Origin of the sequence: Haloferax sp. DFSO52 (assembly GCF_048158745.1) — an archaeon.
Classification (GTDB): domain Archaea; phylum Halobacteriota; class Halobacteria; order Halobacteriales; family Haloferacaceae; genus Haloferax.
The window spans coordinates 247619-267236 of the sequence record NZ_JBLOPB010000001.1 but is presented as its reverse complement, the minus strand read 5'-3'; the positions used below and the strand labels follow the sequence as shown (position 1 = coordinate 267236).

22 protein-coding genes are annotated in these 19618 nt (G+C 63.3%); 10 read left to right on the top strand and 12 right to left on the bottom strand.

The features are described from left to right. Positions 1 to 105 precede the first annotated feature (105 nt). Positions 106 to 1020 carry an NmrA/HSCARG family protein gene (locus ACK3SC_RS01400; protein ID WP_416838337.1) on the top strand — a complete coding sequence of 305 codons (915 nt, stop codon included), beginning with the start codon at positions 106 to 108 and terminating at the stop codon, positions 1018 to 1020. Between the two features lie 117 nt (positions 1021 to 1137). On the opposite strand, the gene ACK3SC_RS01395 is transcribed toward ACK3SC_RS01400, so the two are convergent. Both ACK3SC_RS01395 and ACK3SC_RS01390 read right to left on the bottom strand, forming a co-directional pair. After that, on the bottom strand, positions 1138 to 2235 hold the full coding sequence (locus ACK3SC_RS01395; protein ID WP_416838336.1) for a hypothetical protein: 1098 nt from the start codon (positions 2233 to 2235) through the stop codon (positions 1138 to 1140). A 3-nt stretch (positions 2236 to 2238) separates the two neighbouring features. Further along, positions 2239 to 2682, bottom strand: coding sequence for a low molecular weight phosphatase family protein (locus ACK3SC_RS01390; RefSeq protein ID WP_416838335.1), 444 nt, complete (start codon positions 2680 to 2682; stop codon positions 2239 to 2241). A 237-nt stretch (positions 2683 to 2919) separates the two neighbouring features. On the opposite strand from ACK3SC_RS01390, the gene ACK3SC_RS01385 reads away from it, so the two are divergent. Continuing rightward, positions 2920 to 3663: a DNA polymerase sliding clamp gene (locus ACK3SC_RS01385; RefSeq protein ID WP_416838334.1), complete on the top strand. Its 744-nt coding sequence runs from the start codon at positions 2920 to 2922 to the stop codon at positions 3661 to 3663. A gap of 199 nt (positions 3664 to 3862) precedes the next feature. On the opposite strand, the gene ACK3SC_RS01380 is transcribed toward ACK3SC_RS01385, so the two are convergent. The 3 genes from ACK3SC_RS01380 to ACK3SC_RS01370 form a co-directional block, all read right to left on the bottom strand. Then, complete coding sequence (locus ACK3SC_RS01380) at positions 3863 to 5575, bottom strand: histidine kinase N-terminal 7TM domain-containing protein (protein WP_416838333.1); 1713 nt, start codon at positions 5573 to 5575, stop codon at positions 3863 to 3865. 56 nt (positions 5576 to 5631) lie between these two features. Beyond that, the gene (locus ACK3SC_RS01375) at positions 5632 to 6996 is read right to left on the bottom strand and encodes an MFS transporter (RefSeq protein WP_416838332.1); all 1365 of its coding nucleotides are present in this window, start codon (positions 6994 to 6996) and stop codon (positions 5632 to 5634) included. A gap of 95 nt (positions 6997 to 7091) precedes the next feature. Beyond that, positions 7092 to 7685 carry a hypothetical protein gene (locus ACK3SC_RS01370; RefSeq protein WP_416838331.1) on the bottom strand — a complete coding sequence of 198 codons (594 nt, stop codon included), beginning with the start codon at positions 7683 to 7685 and terminating at the stop codon, positions 7092 to 7094. A gap of 122 nt (positions 7686 to 7807) precedes the next feature. On the opposite strand from ACK3SC_RS01370, the gene ACK3SC_RS01365 reads away from it, so the two are divergent. After that, positions 7808 to 8932: a DNA primase gene (locus ACK3SC_RS01365; protein ID WP_416839923.1), complete on the top strand. Its 1125-nt coding sequence runs from the start codon at positions 7808 to 7810 to the stop codon at positions 8930 to 8932. A 176-nt stretch (positions 8933 to 9108) separates the two neighbouring features. On the opposite strand, the gene ACK3SC_RS01360 is transcribed toward ACK3SC_RS01365, so the two are convergent. Then, complete coding sequence (locus ACK3SC_RS01360) at positions 9109 to 9312, bottom strand: hypothetical protein (RefSeq protein ID WP_416838330.1); 204 nt, start codon at positions 9310 to 9312, stop codon at positions 9109 to 9111. A gap of 216 nt (positions 9313 to 9528) precedes the next feature. Between ACK3SC_RS01360 and ACK3SC_RS01355 the strand changes: the two genes are divergently transcribed. Continuing rightward, positions 9529 to 10185, top strand: coding sequence for an SWIM zinc finger family protein (locus tag ACK3SC_RS01355; protein ID WP_416839922.1), 657 nt, complete (start codon positions 9529 to 9531; stop codon positions 10183 to 10185). Between the two features lie 21 nt (positions 10186 to 10206). On the opposite strand, the gene hjc is transcribed toward ACK3SC_RS01355, so the two are convergent. After that, on the bottom strand, positions 10207 to 10635 hold the full coding sequence (gene hjc, locus ACK3SC_RS01350; protein ID WP_416838329.1) for a Holliday junction resolvase Hjc: 429 nt from the start codon (positions 10633 to 10635) through the stop codon (positions 10207 to 10209). A 122-nt stretch (positions 10636 to 10757) separates the two neighbouring features. Here hjc and ACK3SC_RS01345 point away from each other — a divergent pair, with 122 nt between their 5' ends. Continuing rightward, a complete protein-coding gene (locus tag ACK3SC_RS01345) occupies positions 10758 to 12293 on the top strand; it encodes an ATP-binding protein (protein ID WP_416838328.1) in 1536 nt (511 codons plus the stop codon). 48 nt (positions 12294 to 12341) lie between these two features. Then, positions 12342 to 13061 (top strand): hypothetical protein, encoded by a 720-nt coding sequence (locus ACK3SC_RS01340; protein WP_416838327.1) that lies wholly within the window; start codon positions 12342 to 12344, stop codon positions 13059 to 13061. Between the two features lie 48 nt (positions 13062 to 13109). On the opposite strand, the gene ACK3SC_RS01335 is transcribed toward ACK3SC_RS01340, so the two are convergent. Beyond that, on the bottom strand, positions 13110 to 14396 hold the full coding sequence (locus ACK3SC_RS01335) for an adenosylhomocysteinase (RefSeq protein WP_416838326.1): 1287 nt from the start codon (positions 14394 to 14396) through the stop codon (positions 13110 to 13112). 104 nt (positions 14397 to 14500) lie between these two features. Between ACK3SC_RS01335 and ACK3SC_RS01330 the strand changes: the two genes are divergently transcribed. After that, complete coding sequence (locus tag ACK3SC_RS01330) at positions 14501 to 14842, top strand: helix-turn-helix domain-containing protein (protein ID WP_416838325.1); 342 nt, start codon at positions 14501 to 14503, stop codon at positions 14840 to 14842. On the opposite strand, the gene ACK3SC_RS01325 is transcribed toward ACK3SC_RS01330, so the two are convergent. Both ACK3SC_RS01325 and ACK3SC_RS01320 read right to left on the bottom strand, forming a co-directional pair. Continuing rightward, on the bottom strand, positions 14839 to 16131 hold the full coding sequence (locus tag ACK3SC_RS01325) for an amidohydrolase (RefSeq protein WP_416838324.1): 1293 nt from the start codon (positions 16129 to 16131) through the stop codon (positions 14839 to 14841). The genes ACK3SC_RS01330 and ACK3SC_RS01325 overlap by 4 nt on opposite strands. Beyond that, complete coding sequence (locus tag ACK3SC_RS01320; protein ID WP_416838323.1) at positions 16128 to 16358, bottom strand: hypothetical protein; 231 nt, start codon at positions 16356 to 16358, stop codon at positions 16128 to 16130. The genes ACK3SC_RS01325 and ACK3SC_RS01320 overlap by 4 nt, the downstream gene beginning before the upstream one ends. A gap of 61 nt (positions 16359 to 16419) precedes the next feature. On the opposite strand from ACK3SC_RS01320, the gene ACK3SC_RS01315 reads away from it, so the two are divergent. The 3 genes from ACK3SC_RS01315 (at position 16420) to hisG (ending at position 18196) form a co-directional block, all read left to right on the top strand. Then, positions 16420 to 16770, top strand: coding sequence for a hypothetical protein (locus ACK3SC_RS01315; protein ID WP_416838322.1), 351 nt, complete (start codon positions 16420 to 16422; stop codon positions 16768 to 16770). Continuing rightward, entirely contained in the window at positions 16767 to 17279 is a 513-nt protein-coding gene (locus ACK3SC_RS01310) for a winged helix-turn-helix transcriptional regulator (protein WP_416838321.1), read from the top strand. Before ACK3SC_RS01315 ends, ACK3SC_RS01310 begins: the two co-directional genes overlap by 4 nt. A gap of 71 nt (positions 17280 to 17350) precedes the next feature. Then, positions 17351 to 18196 carry an ATP phosphoribosyltransferase gene (gene hisG / locus ACK3SC_RS01305; RefSeq protein WP_416838320.1) on the top strand — a complete coding sequence of 282 codons (846 nt, stop codon included), beginning with the start codon at positions 17351 to 17353 and terminating at the stop codon, positions 18194 to 18196. A 7-nt stretch (positions 18197 to 18203) separates the two neighbouring features. Here the strand turns inward: hisG and ACK3SC_RS01300 are convergent, their stop codons facing one another. Further along, positions 18204 to 19148 (bottom strand): CPBP family intramembrane glutamic endopeptidase, encoded by a 945-nt coding sequence (locus ACK3SC_RS01300; RefSeq protein WP_416838319.1) that lies wholly within the window; start codon positions 19146 to 19148, stop codon positions 18204 to 18206. A 56-nt stretch (positions 19149 to 19204) separates the two neighbouring features. Further along, positions 19205 to 19585, bottom strand: coding sequence for a hypothetical protein (locus tag ACK3SC_RS01295; protein ID WP_416838318.1), 381 nt, complete (start codon positions 19583 to 19585; stop codon positions 19205 to 19207). Positions 19586 to 19618 lie beyond the last annotated feature (33 nt).

The following is a 19618-nucleotide window of genomic DNA, read 5'->3' as shown; positions in this document are numbered from 1 at the left end:
ATGCGCTGCACGCCCACTCGCAGGTGACATCGGTGTCATCACCTGTCGCCTGTGTTGCCAGAGATATATGGTGATTTGGCCACACGTGGAGACACGTTCGTACCAATGTCCGCCGAACACACACACGTACTCGTCGTCGGAGCGACCGGAAACCAAGGTGGCGCAGTCGTCGACCACCTCCTCGAGAGTGAGCACGAATTCGACGTCAGCGGCCTCACGCGAGACGCCTCCAGTGACGCAGCACAGGCGCTCGAAGCCCGTGGCGTCACGGTGGTCGAAGGTGACCTCGAAGAGCCAGAGACACTCCGTGAACCCGTCCGTGACGCGGACGCCGTCTTCGCCGTCACGAACTTCTGGACGCAGGGCTACGACGCACAGGTTCGACAGGGGAAGAACATCGCGACGGTCGCCAGTGAAGAGGGCGTCGACCACTTCGTCTTCTCGGGGGTCGGCAGTCACGACGAGGACACGGGTATCCCCCACTTCGACTCCGCTGACGAAATCGACCAACACATTCGCGACCTCGACCTCCCGTGGACGGTTCTCAAGCCCGCCTTCTTCTTCGAGAACTTCGAGGCGTTCGCCGAGGATATCGTCGAGGATGGCCAACTCGCGCTCCCACTCGAAGAGGGTGTCAGCCTCCAGATGGTCAGCAACGACGACATCGGCCACGCGGCTGCTGTCGCACTCGCGAACCCCGACGCATTCGTCGGCGAAGCGATCGACCTCGCAGGCGACGAGAAGACGCTCGAAGAGACTGCCGCGATTCTCTCGGACATCACTGGCCGCGAAGTCGAGGCGATTCACGTCCCCATCGAAGACGCCTACGAAGCGTTCGGTGAGGAGTTCACCGTGATGTGTGAATGGTTCAACGACGTCGGGTACAGCGCCGACGTCGATGCACTCGAAGAGACGTTCGGCTTCGAGTTGACCGACCTCGAAACGTACCTCCGAGCGCATGGTTGGGAGGACAAGCAAGGGATGGCGAGCGTTCCCGGGTGGGTCAAGGCGATGCAGTAAGGCAGACGAACGCACCCCTCGGATGTCGAGTCGTCGCCCGAGGTTCGTTGTGGGTCGCTAGCGAATCAGACCGGACTCCATCATTCGGTTCGCTTCAAGGGGCCAGAGAATCACTTGTCACGGGAGTGGAACCCAAGCTGCACTGGGAAGGACACCGACGAGTGCCAACGTCGCGATGACGAACGACGTGGCCACGATACTCGCCGCCGGAGGGTCGAGGTGGGTGTCTGCGTGAGCGTAGAAGACGCGTTGTGCGACCTCACCAAGCACACCACCGAGAGCCCCAAAGACAGCACCGAGGAGGACTGCTTCACTCAGCGGCACCGCACTCGCGATGGCGACAGGAGTCAGCGACGAAAGCGGAGCATCGACGCTGGCAACCACAGCAGTGCTCGCAGGGAGCGCCATGTGGTGCGTCACGGGAATCTTGGGAACACCGGCGTTGACGAACACGAGTGAGACGACGCACAGGCCGAACGCGAGGAAGGCACTTCCCGTCACGTAGGCGATGTACGCACCGAGGATTCCGACGACGGTTCCGAGGACGACGACGTTCGGCCAGCGGTACTGGTACGGAAGCCACGGTTCGACCGCGAGGCGGTCGTCGCCGCCGGATGAACTATCTGCTGTGCTCTCTGCACCCACGAGGCCGCCATCGGCCCGCGCTTCGCCCCTCGACTCACCGCGTTCGAACGGAGACATATCGAACAGTCGGCCGGGAACTGCGCCGATGAGACTGTATCCGAAGACGAGTCGGTGAGTGAGCGCGGAGACGACGACCCCCAGTGCGACAGGGTCGGTTGGGAGGCCAATCGTTGCCGAGAGCGTCGCGACCCAGTAACCGAAGATACCGAAGAGGCCACCGACGAGCAGGACGTCAGGTTTCGTTCCGAGTCCCTGCGTGACTTCCTTGGCCGGGTGGTAGTCGAACTCGATGTCGAGATAGCCGCGTTTCGCCGCGTAGGCCGCCGCTGCGGCCCCGCCACCGAACGCAACGTGCGGCCCGAAGACGACACCGAAGCCGATTGCACCAGTGATGTCGACCGCGCCGAGACTCGCGTCTGTCGTCCGCCGAACGAGGTCGTACAGTTCGCCGACGACGACGACCACCCCGGTGAGTGCGAACGACGGGAGCGCACCGATAGCCGCGCCGAACGCGCCGCCCGCGAACGCCGCCAACACCATGCTGACCGCCCAGAGTTCCGAGACAGCCATCTATCAGTTGCTCGCCTCACTACTGACGAGTTCGTCGAACAGTTCGACGACGCGTGCTTCGATGTCGTCGCGAATCGCTCGAACTTCGTCGAACGGTCGACCATCCGGGTCGTCGAGGTCCCAGTCGCGAGCGTCGCCGCGCCACGTCATCGGGCAGATACCCTCCGCCGAACAGCCCATCGTGACGACGATATCCACGTCCATAATCTCGTCTTGGTCGATAGTGCGCGGTGTGTTCTCGGCGAGGTCGAACCCACTCTCTCGCATCACGTCGACCACTTCGTCGTGGACGTGGTCCGCAGGGTCGGTCCCGCCAGTGACGACGTCGATTCTGTCGCCAACGCCACGCCTGTCGCGTTCGCGCCGCGCGAACGCCGTCGCCATCTGACTCCGGCCGGCATTCTGGACGCAGACGAATGCGATACGAGTCTGCTCGGTGTGAGCCATATCTATCCAGTTGTACAAACCCGCATTTGATTGTAGCGAAGTCTGAAACCCACGAAATCAGCTGCTTCAGTATTTTGCAACATTGTGTCAAGAATAGTCATGGTGAGGTATCGGGAGGCAAAGAGGAGGTTCGTAGTGGAGTTAGGCAGGTCGCGCACGCGAGAGGGCGTGCGGGAACATCATATTGCCAGCCCGAATCAGGAGTATTTTTAAGACCGCTGTCGTACGAATGCGCATATGTTCAAGGCCATCGTGAGTGCCGCGACGCTCCGGGACGCGCTCGACTCAGTGAGCGTTCTCGTCGACGAGTGTAAGATTCGACTCAACGAGGAGAACCTCGCAATCCGCGCCGTCGATCCCGCGAACGTCGGCATGGTGGACCTCACGCTCGACGCTGCAGCGTTCGAATCCTACGAGGCTGACGGCGGCGTCATCGGTGTCAACCTCTCCCGACTCGAAGAAGTCGCTGGTATGGCGGGAGCGGGCGACCTGATCCACCTCACGCTCGACGAAGAGACGCGCAAACTCAACATCCGCATCGACGGGCTCTCGTACACGCTCGCGCTCATCGACCCCGACTCGATTCGCCAGGAGCCGGACATCCCGGACCTCGACCTTCCGGCGAACATCGTCCTCGAAGGAACGCACCTCGACCGCGGTATCAAGGCGGCCGACATGGTTTCGGACCACATCCGACTCCGCGTCGACAGCGCCGAAGAGACGTTCCACATCGAAGCAGAAGGCGACACCGACGACGTGGACCTCTCGTTGCCCCCGGCGGACCTCATCAGCATCGAGGCCGGCGACGCCGACTCGCTGTTCTCGCTCGACTACCTGAAGGATATGAACAAGGCGATTCCGTCCGACGCCGAAGTCACCGTCGAACTCGGCGAAGAGTTCCCGGTCAAACTCCACTACCAGATTGCTGAGGGCATGGGCACCATCACGTACATGCTCGCCCCGCGCATCCAGAGCGACTAACTGCGAACCGTGACGCCCAACCGGCGTCACCAACCTCTCTTGCGACCGTGTGGCCTGTCAGCAGTCGCTGAACTAGTCGGGTCGTTCGCCAGCACGTTCCACCCAGAAACAGGTCGTCCGCCGAAGGTCCGGCTTCCTCGATAGTCTACGAGGGTCCGGCGTACGTAACAGTCTACGAGGGACCAGCGTACGCAACAGTCTATGAGGCCCCTACATCCTCGACGGGATGCGACTCCGCGTCGTCGTCGACCTGACGCCAGTGTGGCAGTCGAATCGTCGCCGTCGTCCCGTCGTCGACGTCGAACGTCAGTTGGCCACCGAGCGCGTCGACCGTCCATCGAACGGCCCAGAGTCCGAGTCCACTGCCGTGTTTCAGCGGTGACTCCCCGCCCTCTTCGACGACTGTTCGTTCGTAGTCGGGGACGCCCGGGCCATCGTCACTGACGCTGAGGAGCAAGTCTGTGTCTGCTTCGCGGACCACGACGCGGACCGTCGTGTCGGCGTCACCGTGTTCGTAGGCGTTTTCGACCAGTTCGCGAACGAGGAGTCTGGCCGCAGATTCACTGCCGGTGACGAACAGCGAGTCGGGCGCATCGATGGTTATCTCCCCGGTGCCGAACTCGGTGTGGACCTCCGTCGCGGCGCGTCGAACCGTCTGCGCGACGTCGAACTGGCCTCCGGCGTCGATACCCGCCATGACGCGTTCGACTGTTCGGGCCTTCTCACCGAGCGACACGAGGGCGTTCGACCGACGCTGAATCGTCTTCGCGATTGGGCGGTCGTCTGGTGGGAGGCGGTCTGCAGCCATGTCGGCGTACCCGATGACGACGGTCATATCGTTCCGGAGATTGTGGCGAAGCACGCGATTCAGCACTTCTAACCGTTGTCGTCGCCGGACGCGCCCCGTCACGTCCGACACGGACACCGTCCACCCGAGACGGCGTTCGTGCTGGTCTGTGACCGGTGAGATGGTGATTTCGTACGTCCGTCGTCTCCGGTCGATAGTCACGTCGACGAGTTGCCGCTCGTCGTCGATATCGACGCCCGGGAGGACCGTCGAGAGCGGTTCGAACAGCACAGACCCGATGTCGAAGTCGAGGAGTGACCGTGCGGCGGCGTTGGCGTCGACGATGCGGTTCTCACGGTCGATGACGAGAATGCCGACTGCCACGTCGTCGATTGCGGCACGTCGGCCGAGTCGCCCTGTCGCGGGCGAGAGGCCGAACAGTTGGAAGCGATAGAGCGCGTATCCGAACGTGACACCGGTCACCGAGAGGGCGATGGGCGTGAAGTTGACCATTGGAAACGGGCCGAGGCCGAAGGTGTGCGTCACGTGGGCGACGGTTGGCGCAATCGACCCGATTGCGAGCGCGACGGCTTGCTCGCGGTAGCGAGACAGACGCTCCATGAGCATGCCGACGATGAGAACGATACCGGTGCCGATGATGACGTAGCCGTAGACTGCGTGGACATAGTACCAGAGGTTCGGGTCGAACTGGACCGTGGCCGCACCGAACACAGAGACGATTCGGTAGTTCGACCAGAGCAAGCCGTGTGATGGGTTCGTCACGAGAACAGCAGCGGTGACCGCAGGAAACAGGAACAGTCCGACGACGAGACGGCGAGAGGCGAGTTCGCCGCGGCCGGTGTACGCAAGTGCGAACGCGAGCCACGCTGGCGCGATGATACCCTGTGCGATTTCGATGGGGAGCTGGTACCACACTCGGAGACTCGGGTCGAACGTCACGAGCGCGGATGCGTACGAACCAGCCCACAGCGTCGCCGCGAACAACAGAACCGACAGCCATCTCGACCCGGGTTCGGTCCCCTCACGCCATGCGACGATGCCGATAGACCCGGAGACGGCGGCCGCAATCACACAGAGGATGACGAGAGGCGATGCCGGAAGCACGGGTGTGACTCAGCCTGTGCCGGCCTAACGTTTACGGAGAACCAGCTCCAGACGAGTTACTCGGGGACTACACGGGGGCGTCGGGCTATCGTCACTAGCGTGAGGACGATGGGGGCGATGAGGATGGCCCCCACGACGAACGGGGACCAGTAGGTGAGTACGTAGAGCGCGGCCATGGTTGGCGGGCCGATCGTTCGCCCGAGACTCCCTGCCCCCTGTGTGACGCCGAAGGCGTTGCCCTGTGTTTCGGCAGATGCCGACGTCGAGACGAGCGTCGACAGTGAGACGTTCAACATCCCGTTTCCGAACGACAACAGCGCCCCGACTAACAGGAGTGCCAGGAGTTCCTGTGTGAACCATACCGGGCCGCCGACGGCCGGAAGGAACTGCCCGATATCCGGTGAGAACGGAAGCAACGCCAGCGAGAGCATGAGCCCAAACGCACCGACGACGGCCAGTTTCGCCTCGGAGTATCGCCGCGCGAGTTGCCCGACGACCACGCCCTGATTCAGCGTTCCGAGAAGTCCGATGTACGTCAGAAACAGCGCCGTCTCCGTCTCTCCGTAGCCGTAGATGTCCGCCGCGAACGGGATGAACATGACCTGCACGCCCGAGAACGCCACCGAGACGACGAAGAACGAGACGACGAGACCCCGGAGGTTGTCGTCGTTCAGCGCGTCACGGAACTGCGTGACGAGCGACGTCGTCGACGCGCCAACAGGTGCGCGCTTCCGGGCGGGTTCACGGAGGAAGACGAACGCGAACAGGAGACTGACGAGGCTCAACCCGGCAGCAGTGAAACTCGGCAGGGAAAATCGGGTCGCCGGAATGAACGCGGGAAATACGTTCTGCGCGGCGGCGACGACCGGGTCCGAGGCCATGAGCCCCCCGATTGCTGGCCCGAAGATGAACCCGAGACTGAACGACGCGCCGATGAGTCCGAGTGCACCAGCGCGGCGCTCGGGTGGCGTGATGTCTGCGATGTACGCCTGCGCCGTGGCGATGTTGCCACCCATCGCGCCCGCGAGCATCCGTGACGAAAAGAGTGTCGCCACCGCGAGCACCGTCCCGAACAGGAGTTCGATTTCGCCGGCGAGGCCGAAGACGGTCCACGCGAGGACGCTCCCGACGAGTGAAATCATGATGACTGGGCGGCGACCCCGCTGGTCGGAGATTCGCCCGAGGATAGGCGCAAACAGAAACTGCATGATGGAGTACGACGCCGCGAGAAAGCCGATGAACACGTCGCTGACGCCGAAACTGCGGACGTAGAACGGCAGAATCGGGATGACGACGCCGAATCCGAGCAGGTCGATGAAGACGATGGCGATGACGACGGCCAGCGCGCGTCTCGCCCCACGGTCCGCCGGAGACGGCGGGGAAGAAGCCGTTGCCAGAGAAGCCGACTCGGGTCCACTCACGACTCACCAGACGCGCGACAAATCCGTAACCATTGCGCCCCGACGGACGACACAGACGAGTAAAACAGGAACTGCCGACGGTCGAACGACTGCAGTCAGGCCCGATAGCGGTCGATGATGCGCTTCGCCGAGGTGGCTTTCTCTTTCCACCCGTAGCCAGCGTCGTAGACGTGGCGTTTCTTCTCGACGAGTTCCTGCGGGGTCGCCTCTTCGAATCCGCCGCGGTCCCACGTTCCAGTCTCGCGAAGCCAGTTGACGACGTTCTCGCGTGTCTCTGGCCACGAGAGTCCAACCATCTCGTACCACGCAATCATGGCGAAGACGGCGTTGTCGTGGCAGCCGGGGACGCTCCCGTACGTAAAGAGCGTCCGCATGGGTTCGTGCGTCGGTTCGGACACCTCTTCTCTGAACTCTTCTGCGGTGAGCAGTCGGAGGACGCCCGAGTTGGCCTCCGAGATTCGGTCGTCGCGCTTGAGTCGAGACAGCGCCGATTGCTGGAGCGCGCCCCACTCACCCGGGGCCTCGCGGCGAAGCGTCTCTTCGTCACACGGCCCGCCGGTGAGGACGGAGACGATATCGACGTAGGCGCGTTCGACATCCACCCACGGCGTCCCCTCGAACTGACAGTCGGCGTCGTGGAGACTCGTCGTGGCGCGGCAGTCCGGGCACGGATAGTCGAAATGCGGCACGTGAGAGGGTGAGGATGCGGTCCGTAATAGGTGGTGTGATGCGTCGCTGCCAAGTCCGTCTTTGGGCCACCGGGAAATTCGTCGCGTTTATCGGGTATCACCCGGAACGTGGCGGTATGCGGATGCGCCCGCTCCACGCACGATACCCATTCTTCGCCGCCGCGAGAGACGCGGTTGAATCGGCAGACGTGGCTATCGCGACGCTCGTTGCCGAGGATGCTCCAGCAGTCGAGCGTGGGGTAGAGCGCGTCGAACGCGCCCTCATGGAGGGCACCGTCGAAGCCGAATCGCCCTACACGTGGGATACCGAATCCGAACTGCTGTCGTACCCCATCTCCCGCATCATCGTCTCGCTCGTCGAGACACCGGCGGCAGTCGACAAGTACGCTCGCGCAGAGGCAGACACAGCCTACGAGCGCATGCTCGCCGACTTCGACGCGGGCGACGACGACATCAACAGCGACGCCCGCGCCTCACTGGACGACTTCCTCCGAGAGTTCGGCCTCTCCGACGCAGTCCGGGCAGAACGGGCAGAAAGCAGGCGACGAGGCCCCGCACACTACTGGGTCGATGTCGGCCCGTATCTCACCTACTCCGACACAGACTGGGGCGACGACTGGCGACTGGTCAACCGCGCGCTGGCGGATGGTGCAGTTCGCGTCGCCCGCGAGGAACTCTACGCACTCCTCCGGGAAGCGACGCGACGCCGCGTCGCAGACGGATTACCGTTTTCCGTCCGCGGAAGCGACGCTGGCGACCAACTCGCGTCGGCACTCCAGCCACACGTCGAGCGCCTGCGGAATCTGCTGTCGGACCGGGGTGCGGTCAACGTCGTCTACACGGAGTCAGTCGATGCCGACCACTTCCCACCGTGTATCAGCGCCCTCGTGACGCAGGCACAGGCAGGCGACGACCTGGCGAACGAGGCGGCGTTCACGCTCGCAGCGTTCCTCGTCGGCGTCGGCTTCGACCCCGGAGAGGTCGGCAGCGTCGTCGGCGAGACACACGCAGAAGCGCTGGAAACGCGCGCGACGGTTCTCGCGGATTCCAGCGGGTCGCAGTACGCGCCGCCGACCTGCGAGACGATGCAGGCGTACGACCTCTGTGTGAACCGCGACGACCGGTGCGACACGATTTCGCACCCGCTGCGCTACTTCGAGTCGGCGACGGCGGACGCGACGGCAGATGCGACGGCGGACGCGACGGCGGACGCGACGGCAGACGCCGCGACGAACGAACGCACCTAATTGCGGTTCACCTTCGTGCAGTCGCTACGACCCGAGTGCAGTCGCTCTTACCTGTGAGTGCAGTCGCCATTACCCGAGTGCAGTCGCTCGTCAGTTGTTGCTGTGGTACTGTTGCGACTGGGCAGTGACAGAAGACCGTCGGTGAAGCCGTCACCGAGTACGTCGTCGAGAAAGGTTCAGGACGAACGAGAGAGCCAAACGCCGATGCCTGCCATCACGAGTACGAACGCCGCGATTGCGCCCACGAGTGCGAGGCCACCCGTCGCAGCCAGTCCGCCTTGATTGAAGGTTGCACCGATGCCGACGATGAGGGCGATAAACACCCCAACCGCGACCATGGAGACGACAATCTTCCGGCGCATCTCCGCTTCGATAGCCATGCGACGACGTATCCACGGCCATTCTAAAAGGTCTTCGATGGGTCGATGCCCGACGAGAGCCACTCACACGGGTGATTTCCCGGGAGAACGAGGGTTTAGGTCGCTTCGGCACCTAATTTACGCGATGGAGAACCCCCGTCGCCCTCGGGCGATAGCGGGCATCCACGCACCATCATGACGCACATCGCACACACACCCGCGTCGACTCGCCGCCCGGTGCGCCGCAAGACGACACTCCCCGCCGATGGGTTGACAGGCCGTGCCCGCCGCGCGCGAGTCGAACCGATGGCCGTCCGTCCGCTTCGTGACGGTCGGTATGTCGTCGAGACAGACGGTGGCACCTACGTCGTCGATATCGAAACTCGAACCTGTACCTGCCCAGACAACGCCATCCGCCACGCTCGCTGTAAACACCTACGCCGCGTCGCTATCGAGATTACCACGGGCGAAGTTCCGCCACCGGGTCGCCGAACCGCCACGTGTGCCGTCTGTGGCGACAAGACGTTCGTCCCGATGGACGCGCGCGGACCACAGCTCTGCCGCACACACGAACACCATCCCGGTGACCTCGTCCACGACAGAGAGACCGGCAGTCTCCTCGTCGTCACGCGCGCACTCCACACGCGCGCCGACGAGACGACGACAGAGCCAGGGCGACTCGTCTCGGAGTTCGAGACCAACACCGAGTACGGCGACCACGAACCGGTCTTCGAGGCCGTCTACCTCGGGTCGCTCCCGGCCACCGTTGGGCTCTCGGGGCTGTCGGGCCTCGAAGGAGTGCGAACCTACCGCTTCCCGGCCTCGCGTCTCAGTCGCGTCGAACAGGGATTCGTCGGGTCGCGCTCCCTCGGTGACCAACTCGTTCGGGCCTGAATCGAGTACGAAAACAGCGACTCAGTCGTCTGCGTCACCGAGTCGCGTCTGCGTCGGTCCGCCGACGAACGAGTCGAACGGTTCGCCCTCAGCGAGCGCCGTCTCTTTCTTCACGCGGTAGTTGCCACCGTCGGTCACGTAGAGGTCGCCGGGGTGGAAGAAGTACCAGTCTTCACGGTCGAATCGGACCGCGATACGCGCTTTCGCGCCGAAGTTCTGTGAGAAGTAGATGAGCGCCTCGACTTCTTCACCGCTGAGATAGATCGGCCGCCCGCTGGACGCTTTGGCCTCGATTGCGTAGAACACCTCGCCGTTGCCCGCAAGTACGTCCGGGAGTTCGCGCGTCGTCGCGCTTCCCGACGCAGGGGCGCGCATTACCGCGAACCCGGCCTCGTCGAGTTTGTTGACGAGTTCGCGCTCGCGTCGGTCGCCCTTTCTGTTCGAAGACATGCTCGTGACTCGGCCGTGGTCGTTCATAAATGGGGCGACCACAGACGACGAGGACGGTGTGACAACTGACCTGACAGTCACCAAAAGAGTAAGGCTGGTATCGACACAACAGGTGGGCCGAGATGGAGGGTCTGGAGGGGCACGGAATCAAATACGGCGGGTTCGTGGTCGCAGCAATCGGCTTCGTCGCGACACGATACACGGTCTTAGAGTCGATAGACGCCAGCACCACGCTCGTCGAGTTCCTCCTCGGGCAGGCGACGTTTCTCGCGTTGGGCCTCGGGTTGACCGTCTTTGGCATCGGGTTGTCCGTGAGTTCCTACGACGAGTCGTTCGTCAACACCATCGCGACGTGGAGTCTGCTCGGAACCGCGTCGATGGTCCTCGTGTTGGGGTTGACGTTCGTCGGTATCGGCGATGCCGCCATGGTTGGCACGGCCACACGGTCTGTGCTCGTCGCGAACGTCCTCATCGGCGGGTCTATCGGTGGCGTGCTCACCGGCTTTCGCGCCGCGTTGAACAGCCACAACCGCCGCGAACTGTCGAAGCAGGCGGACCGATTGACCGTCCTCAACCGCATCCTCCGACACGAAGTGCTGAACAAGGTGAACGTCATCCGCGGCTACGCCGACCTCGGGACCGAGCAGACGGCAGCGGGTGCGTCGAGTCTGCAAGTCATCCAGCGAAACGCAGACCGTATCGACGACTCGATTACCGAACTCCGTGCCATCGTCGGCCCGGCGGGTGAGCGCCCCGTCTCGACCGACGTGCTGTCGGCGCTCAGAACGGCAGTCGACGACGTTTCTGCTGCCTACCCCGATGCGACGATTACGCTCGATATCGACGCACCGGAGGACGTGCGCGCACTGGCCGACGCGCACCTCGATACCGCGCTGCGTCACCTGTTGGACAACGCAATCGTGCACGCCGGATGCGACGACCCGAACGTCTCGGTGACAGTCTCGACGACGGCGGACAGTGTCGAAATCGCTATCGAAGACGAAGGACCGGGCATCCCCGACGACGTGGCTGCCGTCCTCGAAGAGCGCCGGCTACCCGAGTACGACGACCCGACGACTGGGTTCGGCCTCACGCTCGTTCGCCTCCTCATCGTCGACAAGTACGGCGGCGTCGTCGACATCGACACCTCCGACGAGGGGTCTGTCGTAGAAGTCACGCTCGCCCGACCGAACACGAATAGCATCACGAATGCCAGTGAGTACGGCGTTCCGCCGTGGGTACTGGGCGTCACTGCCATCACGGGTATCGTCTCCGGCGTCGTGATGGGCCTCGTCTCGCAGGAACTCACGGGGTCGCTCGCCATCATCGGCGCACTCTACGGCGTGATGAACGGCGGTGTCGGGTGGGTACTCCACCTGTTCCACAGTATCGTCTTCGGCATCCTCTTCGCCGTCGCCGTGATTCGACGCAACCCGTGGAACGTCCTGCATCGCCCGCTTGCGATGACTGCGCTGGGGACAGGCTATGGCCTGTTCCTCTGGTTCTTCGCCGGTGGATTCGTCATGCCGCTTTGGCTCCGCGCAGTCGGCATCCCTGCGACCGTTCCCTCGCTCTCGATGCCCATCTTCGTCGCGCACGCGGTGTGGGGCGTCGTCTTCGGGTCTGTGTTCGCCGTCTGCGTGGGTCGTCGCCGCTAAGACCTGTCTGCCAACAAACCTTTACACTCCTCTCGAATGTTCGGACGTATGAACCACCAGAACTGGCGAGGATTCGTCTTCCTCCTCGTTGGGGTGGCCCTCCTCGCAAACCCGCTCTACCTCTATCCCGACGGCGTCTCCTACGAGACAGCGGTGACGTTCGAGGGGGAGCAAATCGACGAGATTCCTCACCACGGACAGCTCGAAATGGACCTCCGCTACGGAAACCTCCAAACGGACATTCACTGGTGTCCGGGAAACGGTCGTGAGTGTGCGATTGCCGAGGCACTGGCCGACGGACAGACGCTCCGATACGACATTCCCCCACATCACGAACCCGGAGACTACGACGAACCGTTCCCCGCGGACTACGACTACATTCGCCTCACCGAAGGAGAGGACGGCTACTACCGCCCCGCCCAAACGGTCGAAAACGAGTCGATTGTCCTCTCGCTCGAACAGGTCGACGAGGAGACGGTGATGCAGGCCGCCGCCGAGGAGTACCACAGCGACCGACCCCTCCACGCGGCCGTCGAAAACGGCACCACAACTGTCGTCGAGGACGAGGTGTACTGGGACGGAACGATACTCGTCGAACGGAACGGGAACTACTACGTCGTTCGCGCAGTCGAGAGCCACCGTTACCCGACCGGGTGGGGATGGAAAGCGCCGCCCGATATCGCCATCGACGCGATGCGACTCGCAGCGTGGATTGGTGGTGTCGCACTCGTCTGGCGAGCAGGTGAGTGGACGGAACGCGGCCGCTGACGACTGCGAAACTCGAGAGGAGTACCGAGAAGAGAACGGCTCTGCTGCTTACGTTCCGTGGGCCCAGCTGCCCATGTATTCGCGCTGTTCGTCGGTCATCGAGTCGAACTTGATGCCTTCTGCTGCGAGTTTGATTTCGGCGACTTCGCGGTCAAGTTCGTCCGGCACGTCGTGGACGCCGGCGTCGTAGGCGTCGCCGTTCTCGACGATTTCGCGGACGACCACGGCCTGCACGCCGAACGACTGGTCCATCACTTCGACCGGGTGGCCGAGGGCGATGGGTGAGGCGAGGTTGACGAGGCGGCCCTCTGCGAGGACGTTCAGGCGGCGGCCGTCTTCCATCACGTAGGCATCGACACCGTCGCGGGCTTCGTACTCGTCGACCGCGAGGTCAGCGAGTGCGTCGAGGTCGATTTCGATGTCGAAGTGTCCCGCGTTGGCGAGGAGGACGCCGTCTTTCATGTTCTCGAAGTCGTCGCGAGTGACGACGTCGCGGTTGCCGGTGGTCGTGATGAACACGTCGCCGACCTTCGCCGCTTCGTTCATCGGCATCACGTCGTAGCCTTCCATGTGGGCTTCGAGGGCGCGACGCGAGTCGACTTCGGTGACGATGACGTCCGCGTTCTGGCCGGCGGCCTTCTTCGCGACACCTTTGCCACAGTGACCGTAGCCACCGACGACGACGTTCTTGCCGGCGTACGAGAGGTTGGTCGTCATGGCGATGGTCGCCAGCGACGACTCACCGGTTCCGTGGACGTTGTCGAAGAGGCGCTTCATCGGCGTGTCGTTGACGGCGAAGACGGGGTATTTCAACTCTCCGTCGGCGTCCATCGCGCGCAGGCGGTGAACACCCGTGGTTGTCTCTTCTGCGCCGCCGAGGATGGTGTCGATGAGTTCGGGGTACTCCTCGTGGATGGCGAAGACCATGTCCATGCCGTCGTCGACGGTGATAGTCGGTTCGTGGGCGATGACCGAGTCGATCGCGGCGTAGTAGCCGTCCTCGTCGACGCCGCGGACGGCGTACGAGGTGATGTTGTCGTGTGCGTCGAGGGCGGCGGAGACGTCGTCGTGGGTCGAAAGCGGGTTGCACCCGGTGATGGCGACTTCCGCGCCACCGAGTGCGAGCAGTTCGACGAGGTTCGCCGTCTTCGCCTCGACGTGCATGGCCATCCCGATGACCTCGCCGTCGAACGGTTTGTCGGCCTCGAACTGGTCGCGCAGTTCCTGCAGGATGGGCATGTGCTGGAGCGCCCAGTCCATCTTGCGGCGTCCCTCTTTCCGGGCGGCCTCGACGTCGTCGAGGTGCTCGGAGACGGGAGCGTAGTGTTCGCTCATGCCCGCAGGTTGGAGGAGGGTGCCGAAAACCTTACCGAAGGCGGATACACGAGTTTCGCCCGAATCTACAAGTGTCAACACAACGATTAGAGTGGTGAAGCGCGATGCTCGCGTTAGATAACGGCAACACGATCGCCGAACAAGAGCTGTTCGCCCTCATGAGCGCGCCTGCCGTCCCTGATTTGTTGCGCGTAGCGGACGAACCGCTGACGGTAAAAGAACTGAGTTGCCGTGCCGAGGTTCCGCTCTCGACGGCCTACCGGGAGGTCAAACGCCTCCACGAGGCGGCACTCCTCGAAAAGTCGATAATGGTCGACCACAGCGACGGCCGACACGTCGCCCAGTACCGTCGAACGTTCGAGACGCTCGCAGTTCACGTCACCGACGACGGCCTTCGAATCGAACTCGCCGGGAAGGCGGAGTCGATTGGAACGCCGACTGATTAGACGCGGTCGTAAAGCGCCGAGGCCGCCTCACGAGCGCGGTCCACGACGGCCGATTCGTCGAGCGTAAGCACCTCACGGTCACGCATCAGGACGGTTCCATCACAGAGAGTGTGGCGGACGTCTGAGCCGCGTGCAGCGTAGACGAGATGGCTCACGAGGTTGTTCGCGGGGGTGAGGTGGGGCGCGTCGAGGTCGACGACGGCGATGTCGGCGACGCCGCCGACTTCGAGTGCGCCGCCGGGAAGACCGATTGCGTCGGCAGACCCAGCGGTTGCCATCTGAACCACGTCCGGTGCAGCGACGGCGCTGGCGTCGTCGGACGCGAGTTTGCCGAGCATCGCCGCGTCGCGCATCTCGTCGAACATGTCGAGGTCGTTGTTCGACGCAGCGCCGTCGGTGCCGAGTCCGACGGTCACGCCGGCGTCGAGCATCTTCTGAACTGGTGCCATCCCGGAGGCGAGTTTCATGTTCGACGCGGGGCAGTGGACGACCCCGGTTCCGGCGGCTGCGAGCAGGGCAATCTCTTCGTCGTCGACGTGGACGCCGTGGGCGACGAAGTCGTCGGCAGTCAGCATGCCGAGGTCCTGTGCGTAGGCGAGTGGTCGTTCGTCGCGCTCGTCGACGATAGGGTCGACCTCGTTCGTCGTCTCGTTTGCGTGGTAGTGGACCGGGATGTCGTCGGCGTGGGCGTCGGCCGTGACTTCTCGGAGATACTCCTCTCCGACCGTCGTCAGCGAGTGCGGCATGACGGCAGTTCGGATACGTCCGTCGACAGCACCGTCGAACTCGCGAGCGATGGCGAGACTCTCGTCGATATCGGCCCACGCGTCTTCGTCGTCTTTGCCGATGGTGACCGCACCGTGGCCGACGCGAGCGCGGAGTCCAGCCTCCTCGATGGCGGCGACGACGTCCGGGACGTGGAAGTACATATCCGCGAACGTCGTGGTGCCCGATTTAATCATCTCGACGAGGCCGAGTTCGGCACCGATACGAACGTCTTCTGGCGTGAGTTCCGCTTCTGTCGGCCAGATATCTTCTTGAAGCCACGACATGAGCGGTTTGTCGTCGGCGTGGCCACGGAGGAGCGTCATCGAGACGTGGCAGTGTGCGTTGACCAGTCCCGGCATGACGAGACAGCCATCGGCGTCGAGCGTCTCGTCCGCGTCGGTCTCGACGTCGGCGGCGATATCGAGGATGGTTCCCTCGTCGCTGTCGACGAGAACGTCTGCGTCCTCGACGGTTCCGTCGGGACGGAGTACCTGCCCGTCGGTGATTCGGAGCGTGTTCATGCCCAGCGTTGGGGCCGGGGGTGTCGTGAATCCACCGTCTCGGGGTCGGCGGTGGCGGTGATGTTGAGATTGGTGGTGGCGGTGGCGTCGAAGTTGGCGTCGAAGTTGGCGTCGAAGTTGGCGTCGAAGTTGGCGTCGAAGTTGGCGTCGAAGTTGGCGTCGAAGTTGGCGTCGAAATTCGCGTCGAAGTTGGCGTGAGATTGTCGCCGAAGTCCGAAGGCGCACATCGATTCTCGAAAACCGAGAACGATGACGCCCCTTAGGTTCCGAAATCCGTTACGTGGGCGCATGGAGCCCCTGTTACGACTCGCGCTCGTTCCGGGGCACATCGGCGCAGCGAACGACCCGATAGTCACCGTCGTCGTCGCCCTCGCGGGACTCACGTCGGTGACGCTCGCGGCACTCGGTGTCGCGGTGTTCTACCGCCGACAGACACGGTCACACCTGCTCATCGCGCTGGCACTCCTCGCGTTCGCGTCACGGGCAGGCGTCGCCGCGCTGTCGTTCAGTGACGTGCTCTCGACGTTCGACCACCACGTCGCAGAACACGTCCTGGACATCGTGATGGCCGGCCTCGTTCTCGCGGCCATCTACTACGCCCGGAAAATCGAGCGCGAATCAGGGGTACATGAACCATGAGCGAGACACGAATCCACGTCGCAGACCACATCACGCACAATCCGGGAGTCCACTTCAACGAACTCGTCCGCGCGCTCGACCTCGCACCCGGACAGGTACAACACCACATTCGCAAACTCCTCTCTGACGAACGGGTCAACCGAACCGAGTTGTACGGCCGAACCCACTACTATCCACCCGAGTTCGACGACTGGGAACGCGGTGCGCTCGCACTCGTCCGGCGAGAGACTGCTCGCGACATCGTGGGATGCCTGTTCGAACACGAGTCGGCGCGGCCCGACGACGTCGCAGACGCAATCGGCGTCGCACGAAGTACCCTCGAATGGCACCTCAATCACCTGACCGAGCGTGACGTCGTTCGCAAAGAACGCGACCTGCACAACCACGTGACACTCGTCCTCATGCATCCGACGCGGACGGCGACGCTCTTGGACGATGTCTCGCCGTCCCTTCCCGAGCGATTCGTCGACCGATTCGACCGCCTCATCGACACGCTCGTCGAAGGCTGAGCCGACACCGTCGATTGTCAGTCGTTGCCGCCGGGCGAAAGCCAATTACCCCCAGAGCGTGAGATGTGGGTATGCGAATCGCCGTGCCCAACAAGGGCCGACTGCACGAACCGACCATCGACCTCTTGGAACGTGCGGGTCTTCATCTCGACAACGGTGCCGAGCGGAAACTCTACGCCGGCACCGTCGACCCCGACGTAACCGTTCTCTTTGCGCGCGCCGCCGACATCCCCGAATACGTCCGCGACGGGGCCGCCGAAGTCGGCATCACCGGCCTCGACCAGGTCCGCGAGTCCGGCCACGAACTCGAAGACCTCCTCGATTTAGAGTACGGCAAGTGCCGACTCGTCCTCGCTGCACCGGAAGACGGCGACATCCACTCGGTCGAAGACGTCGCCGGAAAAGTCGTCGCCACCGAGTTCCCACACATCGCGCGAACCTACTTCGACGAGCGAGGCATCGACGCGGAAGTCGTCGAGGTGACGGGTGCGACGGAACTCACGCCCCACGTCGAGATGGCCGACGCCATCATCGACATCACCTCGACCGGAACGACGCTCCGCGTCAACCGCCTCGCCGTGGTCGACGACGTGCTCTCGTCGTCGGTTCGGCTCTTCGCCCGCCCTGACGTGGTGGACGACCCGAAAGTCCAGCAACTGGTCATGGCGCTCGAGTCCGTCCGCTCTGCGGAGGGTAAACGCTACTTGATGATGAACGCGCCCCGAGAGAAACTCGACGAAGTGCGAGAGGTCATCCCGGGTCTCGGCGGGCCAACCGTGATGGACGTTGCTGGCAACGACACCGTGGCAGTCCACGCTGTCGTCAACGAACGCGACGTGTTCGAAGTCGTCAGCGACCTCAAGAACGTCGGTGCGAGCGGGATTCTCGTCACCGAAATCGAGCGATTGGTCGAATAGCGGCGGCTTACTTCTTCCGCCACCGCAACTCGGGTATCGTTACGCCGGGGTCGAATCGGACTTCACCGTAGCGGAAACGGATGTACAGCGCGATACAGACGATTCCGAGGAACATCGCCCCGACACCGAGGAGTCCTGCTTCTGGCCCGAACGCCCCACCGGTGACGAGTTCGGGGCCCTGTTCTGTCGTCTCGACCAGCGAGGTGCCGAAGTCGAGGCCACTCACCGCGAATCCGTAGATACCGCCTTGCACGAAGTTCCACGAGATGTGAACGCCGACTGGGATAGCGAGGTCACCCGTGAGGACGTACCCGAACCCGAGCATGACGCCGGCGAGCGTGATGCTGAGGGTGCTGGTGACACTCGAATTCGGGTTCATGAGGTGGGCGATGCCGAAAATCGCCGACGAGAGAAGTAATCCGACGACGATGGCCGTCCGCACGTCGAATCGCCACCGCATCCCCTCTGCGATATCCGTGAGGATGACTCCCCGAAGGAGGAGTTCCTCTGCGATTCCGACCGAGATGAAGAACGCTAACAGCGCTGCAGCGCCCATGAGGCGGTCGAACCCGAATCCGACCGTCTCGATGGCGACCCACCCGGCAGTCAGGCCGACGGCGAAGATCGCACTCATCAGCACGCCGCCGAGGACGAGTCCAAACACGAAATCGACTGCCCACGCACGGTCGATGCCGAACCCGAGGTCTGAGACCGTTCGGCGGTCGACGTACCGGGCAGCGACGAACCCACCGATTCCGGTCGCCGCGGTCAGAACGACCGAGACGAGCAATCTGACGAGTGCGCTCGACCCGAGGAGGTCACTGAACGTAGACCCAATCCCGACGCCGATGACGAGCGAGATGGCGACGACGACGAAGACTGTTGCAACGAGCCGTAACGGTGCGCGAAGGCGGCGTTCGGCGTCGTTCCAGACGAGTCTGCGGAGAGACACGCCTGTCGGTTCTTCGCCATCAGTTAAGAAAGTACGCCGACGCGTCGCCGCTGTCTCTAGACCGGAGCACTCGTCAGGAGGACGAGCAAGCCGAACACGATGGTGCCGAGGATGATGGTGACGACGAAGTGAATGAACACGATGTACGCCGACAGGCGGGCGTCCTGCCCGTAGAGATACCGCACGAGGACGAAGTCGAGGGCGATAGCGAGTCCCAGCGCGAGAAACGAGTTCCACCCGAACGTCGTGAAGACGACGGCGATTGCCGCCGGAACCGGCCCGACGGCGAACGCTTTCTTGACTTCCACGTCGCCAAGGACGTTTCGCGCGGCGATGTGAGCAGTGAGAGAGAGAAACAGCGCGAACAGCGCGAACGTTCCGGCGACGGCGGTTACCGGCGCGCCGGAAGCGGCAGTCTGCAAGGTGAGCGCGTCCATATCCGCACGTTGGACGCAACTCCCTTAGATTCG